This is a genomic window from Streptomyces spongiae (genome assembly GCF_009377185.1).
Classification (GTDB): Bacteria; Actinomycetota; Actinomycetes; order Streptomycetales; family Streptomycetaceae; genus Streptomyces; species Streptomyces spongiae.
Window position 1 is genome coordinate 1 of sequence record NZ_VJZC01000651.1, and the last position, 5,360, is coordinate 5,360.

Genomic DNA, 5,360 nt, shown 5'->3' on the forward strand with positions numbered 1-5,360 from the left:
CGCCAACCCCAAGAAGCTCACCGGCGGTACGTACAACTACGCGGCGATGGCGACCTACACCGAGAAGTACTGGAAGAACTACAACTCGGCGTACCGCAAGTACAACTCGCTCGGCGGCGACTGCACCAACTACCTCAGCCAGGGCCTCCTGGCGGGCGGCTGGAAGCAGATCTCCACGGTCACGCCCGAGGAGTACGACACCTGGTACTACGCGTCGAACGGCACGGCCGACGCCTGGATCGGCGTCAACGAGTGGTCCTGGTTCACCCAGACCGCCAAGCGGACCAAGGCGCTCGCGAACGTCTACCAGATGGACGTCGGTGACGTGATGCAGGTGGACTTCAACAAGGACGGCGTCAAGGACCACTCCATGATGACGACCTACCGCAGCTCCAGCGGCGTCCCGTACCTGACCTACCACGACGCGGACACCTACCGCCGGTCGGTGGCGAGCGTCATCGCCTCCTACCCGAGCGCGGCGTACTACGCCTACCGCACCTGAACCCGAGTCACCGGCCGGCGTCCTCTCCTCGCGGGAGGGCGCCGGCTCCCTCCCTGTCCTCCTCCGCCTGCTCCGGATGTCGGGCCCGCCAGTACGGGTTGTCGTGTGGCAGCGCGGTCCCCACCCGCCCGTACATGCCGAACGTCATCAGCAGTACGCCGTACACGAAGCTGAACATGACGTTCTGGATGTGGAAGGCGAGGAAGTTGGAGTCCGTGTCCAGCAGGCCCAGGTTCACGAAGCCGCTGAGGATGAACAGGACACCGAGCACCATGTTGAGCGTGGACGCGAAGTTGCCGCCGATCACCATGCCCACGAAGAGCAGCACACCGACGCAGATGGACAGGACGCTGAGCGTGCCGTTCGTGTTGAGCCCGGCGACGGTGTCCCCCTGGGTGTCGAAGTAGCCGACCTTGTCGATCAGGCCAAGGATGCCGAAGGCGAGCAGGACGAGTCCCATGAGACCCGCGCCGATCCGGTAGACCAGGTTGAGCCGGTGGTCCACCGGCAGGTGCTCGTTGAACCGGATGCGCCGCCGGGGTTCGTGGCGCACTGAGTGCGTGGCCATGGACGCCTCCCTCGGGCGTGGGCGGAGGCCGTGCGTACCTTCTCGTGCGTACCTTCTCAATATCCGCCCGCGAAGGCCGCGGCGCCAACAGAGCGCACCGCCGCACGCGCCACCTCACGCACCGCGTCACGCGCTGCCGGCACCCCGGTCCTCGCGGATCTGGGACACCACCCTGGCCACCGTCGCCCGTACGGCCTCCGTCTCCGTCAGGAAGTGCCAGTAGTCGGGGTGCCGTCCCTCCAGCGTGCCGATCGCGCGCTCCAGGCGGCCGACCGAGTCGTCCAGCGGGCGGGCGTGCCGGGGGTCGGGCGTGGCGCGGCCCGCCATGGCCAGGCGCTGGGCGTCACGGATCGCGAACCGGGTGCGGTCGATCTCCTGCCGGGGGTCCTTCTGCACGGCGTTCAGCCGCCGCAGGCGGTCGCCGGCCGCCGAGACCGCCTCGTCCGTGTCGTTCAGCAGGGCCCGGACCGTCGACAGCAGCGAGGTGGCGTCCGGCCAGCGCTGCTCGTCCCGCGCGGCCCGCGCCTCCCGCAGCTTCAGCTCGGCCTGCGCCACGCTCTGGGCGGCCTGCTCCGGGACATGCTGGAGGTCCTGCCAGCAGGCGGCCGCGAACCGCCGCCGCAGCTCGCTCAGCACCGGGTCCACCTGCCCGGACCGGGTGCGCAGCGCCTCCGCGCGCGTACGCAGCGACACCAGCCGGTGGTCGATCTCGGCGGCCCGCTCCGGCAGCCGCTCGGCCTCCGCGCGCACCGCCTCCGCGTCCCGTGCGACCCGGTCGGCACGCTCCAGCGTCTGCGGTACGCCGTGCTGTCCGGCGCCCTGGTTGAGCCTCGTCAGCTCGGGCCCCAGGGCGGCCAGCCGGGCGGCTAGGTCGTCGGCCCTCAGCCCCGAACTCCGTACGCCGTCCAGGGCGTTGGTGGCGGCGAGCAGGGCCTGGCGGGCGCGCTCCACGGCCGGGGCGAGCCGGGCCAGCTGGGTCTCGGCCTTGCCGAGCAGCGGGCCGAGCCCCTCCTCGAACCGGTCCAGCTCCTGCTTGACCCGCGTCAGCTCGTCCTTGGCGGCGGTCAGCTCGGCCCGGGCACGCGCGGCGACCGAGGCCTCCAGGTCGTCCCGGTCGAGGTCATGGGCGTCGACGGCGTTGATGTACTGGTGGCTGGCCTCGTCGATGCGCCGCCCCAGCGCGTCGAAGACCGACACGGCCCGGCGGGCGGCGGGGGAGTCGTCGACGGCCGTGATGGTCTCTATCGAGATCCGCAGGTCCCGCTGGGCCGTGTCGAGCTCGTAGAACGCGGCCGCCGCGTCGTCCTTCGCGGCCTGCGCCTCCGCCCGCTGGCTCTCCGCCCGCCCGCCGAACCACCGCCGCGTACCGCCGCCGGCGAAGGCGGCGGGCAGGGCGAGAGCGGCGAGCAGGGGGAGCGTGACGAGGGTCAGCAGATCGCGGGCGCGGACGGGGCCCGAGGCACGAGGCGACAAGTCGGGGGCGCCGCCGGACGGCCTTCCCGGGCGGGGACACGCTGGGTGCTGCGCGCGTGGCGCAAACGGTGTGTCCGGCCGTGAAGGTGTCGCCGTCACATCCCTCTCCCGTGCTGTGATCCGCCCCTGCCCGGTGTCATTCTCCCACCTGACAAGGACGAACACACGGGCCGTTCAGTTCAGCGTTCGTACGGTGACCGAACCGTCCTTCGTCCGGGCGGCGACGACATGGTCGCTGGACTCGTCCCGGGGCACGGAGACGTCCACGGAACCGTCGCCGGTCTCGGTCGTCACGCGGTACTTCTCTCGGGGCAGCCCGATGGAGATGGAACCGTCCCCGCTGCGCGAGTCCACCAGGTCCGGTACGACGCCGAGTTCGAGCCGGACCGAGCCGTCCCCGGTGCTGGTCCTGACCTTGCGAGACTCGATGCCGGTCGCGCGTACGGACCCGTCGCCGGTGTGCACCTCCAGCCCTCCGGTGGTGTCCGACACCCGCACGGACCCGTCGCCCGTGCGCACCGCCAGCGGCCCGGTGGAGTCCGCGACCCGCACGGAACCGTCTCCTGTGCGAATGGTCAACGCCTCCTTGAACCCCTTCGCGGTGACGCTGCCGTCCCCGTCCTTCACGATCACCGCGACCCCGCGCGGCACCTCGATACGGTGCCTGGCCGAGCAGTCCGCCACGAAGCCGGAGCACTTCATGCGCAGCTTCAGCCGGTCGTCCTTCATCTCCCAGGTCACCCGCGGGTCCCCGCCCACCACCACGCTCCCCGAGAACCACCGGGTCACCTCGACCTCGTCCACGTCCGCCGGGACGAGCTCCAGCGCGGAGTCGTCGTTGTCCACGGTGAGCGTACGGCCCTGGAGGGCGAACGACCGCTGCTCCGGATCCTTGTCGTCCCCGGCACTCGCCCCGCACGCGACAGCGCCCGCCATGAGAGCCACGACGGTCCCACTGACGGCCACCGCCCGTGCACGCCCTGTACGAGCCATGAAGATCTCCCCCTGCTGCCTGGAACCCGGGGTTGCCTGGAACCCGAGGTCCGGTTCGACGACTACGCCGTGCTTCTCGGCGTACTGACGACCGTATGGACCGGGCGCGCAGAGGGGGATCCGGGCCACTCCCGGATAAGAGGTGGGGATAACCCCCGATACGGGTTTGCGGGGCACGCCGTCAGGCAATGTAGGCTGTCGACTCGTTCGGGTGCGTAGCTCAGGGGTAGAGCGCCTGCCTTACAAGCAGGATGTCGGCGGTTCGAAACCGTCCGCGCCCACCGGTACGAAGACCCCGGCCGATCACGGCCGGGGTCTTCGGCGTTCCTGTCCCTTGTCCGGTGCTTTCACCGGGCTCACGCCCCGTCCGGGGCAGGCTTCTCGTGGGCGTGCTTGAGGCGCATGCGGGCGTCGACCTTGTGCTCGGTGTCCACCTCGGCCCAGAAGCGGTGGCAGCTGACGTACACGGCGAGCTCGCGCTCGCGCTCGCGCAGCTTCTCGACCTCGGCCTGCTCATCGGCCGTCCAGCCGGGGGAGGCGGGGCGCTCGATCTTCCGCCAGCCGTGGTCGTCGCTGAAGCCGTCCAGCGGCTCGACCGACCAGGGGAGCCGCTTGAGCAGGGCCAGCAGCTCGGCGCGGACCTGATGCAGCTCCTCCTGGCCGGCCAGGAGGTCACTCGGAAAGTCATAGGTCTCAGCCACGCGACAATGCTACGCCTGTTCGATTTAGAGATGCGAGTTCCTTCTGTCACTTCGCGGTGCGCCGGCCGGATCCAGACCGGTGGGAAGAGGGGCGGCGAAACGGTCGCGGAGGACGTACTGAGTAGGACAACTCATGTGCGTCAGGCCGCGGGTTGGCAGGCTTCGGGCATGACGAGTGACAGAGGGGCACGGACGGTTCTCTATCTCCTCCTGGTCTGGGCGACGATGGCGGCCGCGGTGCCGACGCTCGGCTTCGGGTTGCTGATGATGGGCTGGAGCGGTGGGGAGGGCGCGGCGGTGACGTTCTTCGCGTTGGGCGTGCCGCTGACGGTGGGCCTGTTGGCCATGGCGGGCATGTCGGCGCGGACCGTGGTGCCGCTGTGCGGCTCTGTGTCCGGTCGGCTCGGCTGGGCCGTCCTGGTCTTCGTCCTCGGCACGCTCGGCGTCCTGGCGGGTCTGGCCGCCTACGGTGACGGCGTCCACCTGGGGAGCGCCGGCACGCGGTTCGCGCTGACGGGGGCGCCGTACGCTGTGGCCGCGGCGTTCTTCGTGCCGAGCCGGTGGGTGCGGCTGGGGGCGGTAGCCGTGCTGGCGGCCGGCGTGGTCTACGGGGGCTTCGTCGGCCCGGACCGGGCGCAGCAGCGCCGGCACGCGGAGGAGGTCGCGCGGTACCGGGAGAATCCGGAGCTGCTGTACTTGGGCGATGCGCCACCTGGGATGCGGGTGTCCCGTGCCGTGGTGGAGCCCGCTGCCTTCGGCGTGGAGTACCGCCCCGTCCGGCAGGACGAGAGCGGGTACGTGGGTCTGACGGTGCGCTCGCCGCTCACGCCGAAAGCGCGATGTTCCGCACTCGTGGCGAAGGACGTGACCTGCACGGTGGACGCGCATGGCGAGATGCGTGTGATGCGCGGCCTCCCCGGCGGCACCCGCGTCATCACCCTCATCCGCCACGACCGCGACACGGAGGTCGAGGTCTCCAGCCAGTCCCTCGACGAACGCGGCCTGCGCCGTCTTCTGGACACGCTGCACCCGCTGTCGGACACGGAGCTGGAAAGGCTGATGCGGGAAGACATGATCGAGCAGATCTTCTGAGCCGTTCTTGCCTGGGGGCTGGGGGCTGGGG

Annotated in this window: 6 protein-coding genes and 1 tRNA gene; 3 read left to right on the top strand and 4 right to left on the bottom strand. The window is 70.7% G+C overall.

Annotated elements, in window-relative coordinates:
• A partial coding sequence (locus FNH08_RS43750) for an amidase domain-containing protein (protein WP_194238831.1) occupies nucleotides 1-502 on the top strand: 502 nt, incomplete at its 5' end.
• 7 nt (nucleotides 503-509) lie between these two features.
• Here the strand turns inward: FNH08_RS43750 and FNH08_RS43755 are convergent.
• The 3 genes from FNH08_RS43755 to FNH08_RS43765 all read right to left on the bottom strand — a co-directional run bounded on the left by FNH08_RS43755 (nucleotide 510) and on the right by FNH08_RS43765 (nucleotide 3,536).
• Nucleotides 510-1,070: a DUF4383 domain-containing protein gene (locus FNH08_RS43755; RefSeq protein WP_152777071.1), complete on the bottom strand. Its 561-nt coding sequence runs from the start codon at nucleotides 1,068-1,070 to the stop codon at nucleotides 510-512.
• Between the two features lie 126 nt (nucleotides 1,071-1,196).
• On the bottom strand, nucleotides 1,197-2,642 hold the full coding sequence (locus tag FNH08_RS43760) for a coiled-coil domain-containing protein (RefSeq protein WP_322726415.1): 1,446 nt from the start codon (nucleotides 2,640-2,642) through the stop codon (nucleotides 1,197-1,199).
• 75 nt (nucleotides 2,643-2,717) lie between these two features.
• Nucleotides 2,718-3,536, bottom strand: coding sequence for a DUF4097 family beta strand repeat-containing protein (locus tag FNH08_RS43765; protein ID WP_152777073.1), 819 nt, complete (start codon nucleotides 3,534-3,536; stop codon nucleotides 2,718-2,720).
• 209 nt (nucleotides 3,537-3,745) lie between these two features.
• Between FNH08_RS43765 and FNH08_RS43770 the strand changes: the two genes are divergently transcribed.
• A tRNA-Val gene (locus FNH08_RS43770) sits at nucleotides 3,746-3,817 on the top strand.
• Nucleotides 3,818-3,892: 75 nt separating this feature from the next.
• Here the strand turns inward: FNH08_RS43770 and FNH08_RS43775 are convergent.
• Nucleotides 3,893-4,237, bottom strand: coding sequence for a hypothetical protein (locus FNH08_RS43775; RefSeq protein ID WP_322726416.1), 345 nt, complete (start codon nucleotides 4,235-4,237; stop codon nucleotides 3,893-3,895).
• 168 nt (nucleotides 4,238-4,405) lie between these two features.
• Between FNH08_RS43775 and FNH08_RS43780 the strand changes: the two genes are divergently transcribed.
• A complete protein-coding gene (locus FNH08_RS43780; RefSeq protein WP_152777074.1) occupies nucleotides 4,406-5,329 on the top strand; it encodes a hypothetical protein in 924 nt (307 codons plus the stop codon).
• Nucleotides 5,330-5,360: the final 31 nt, after the last annotated feature.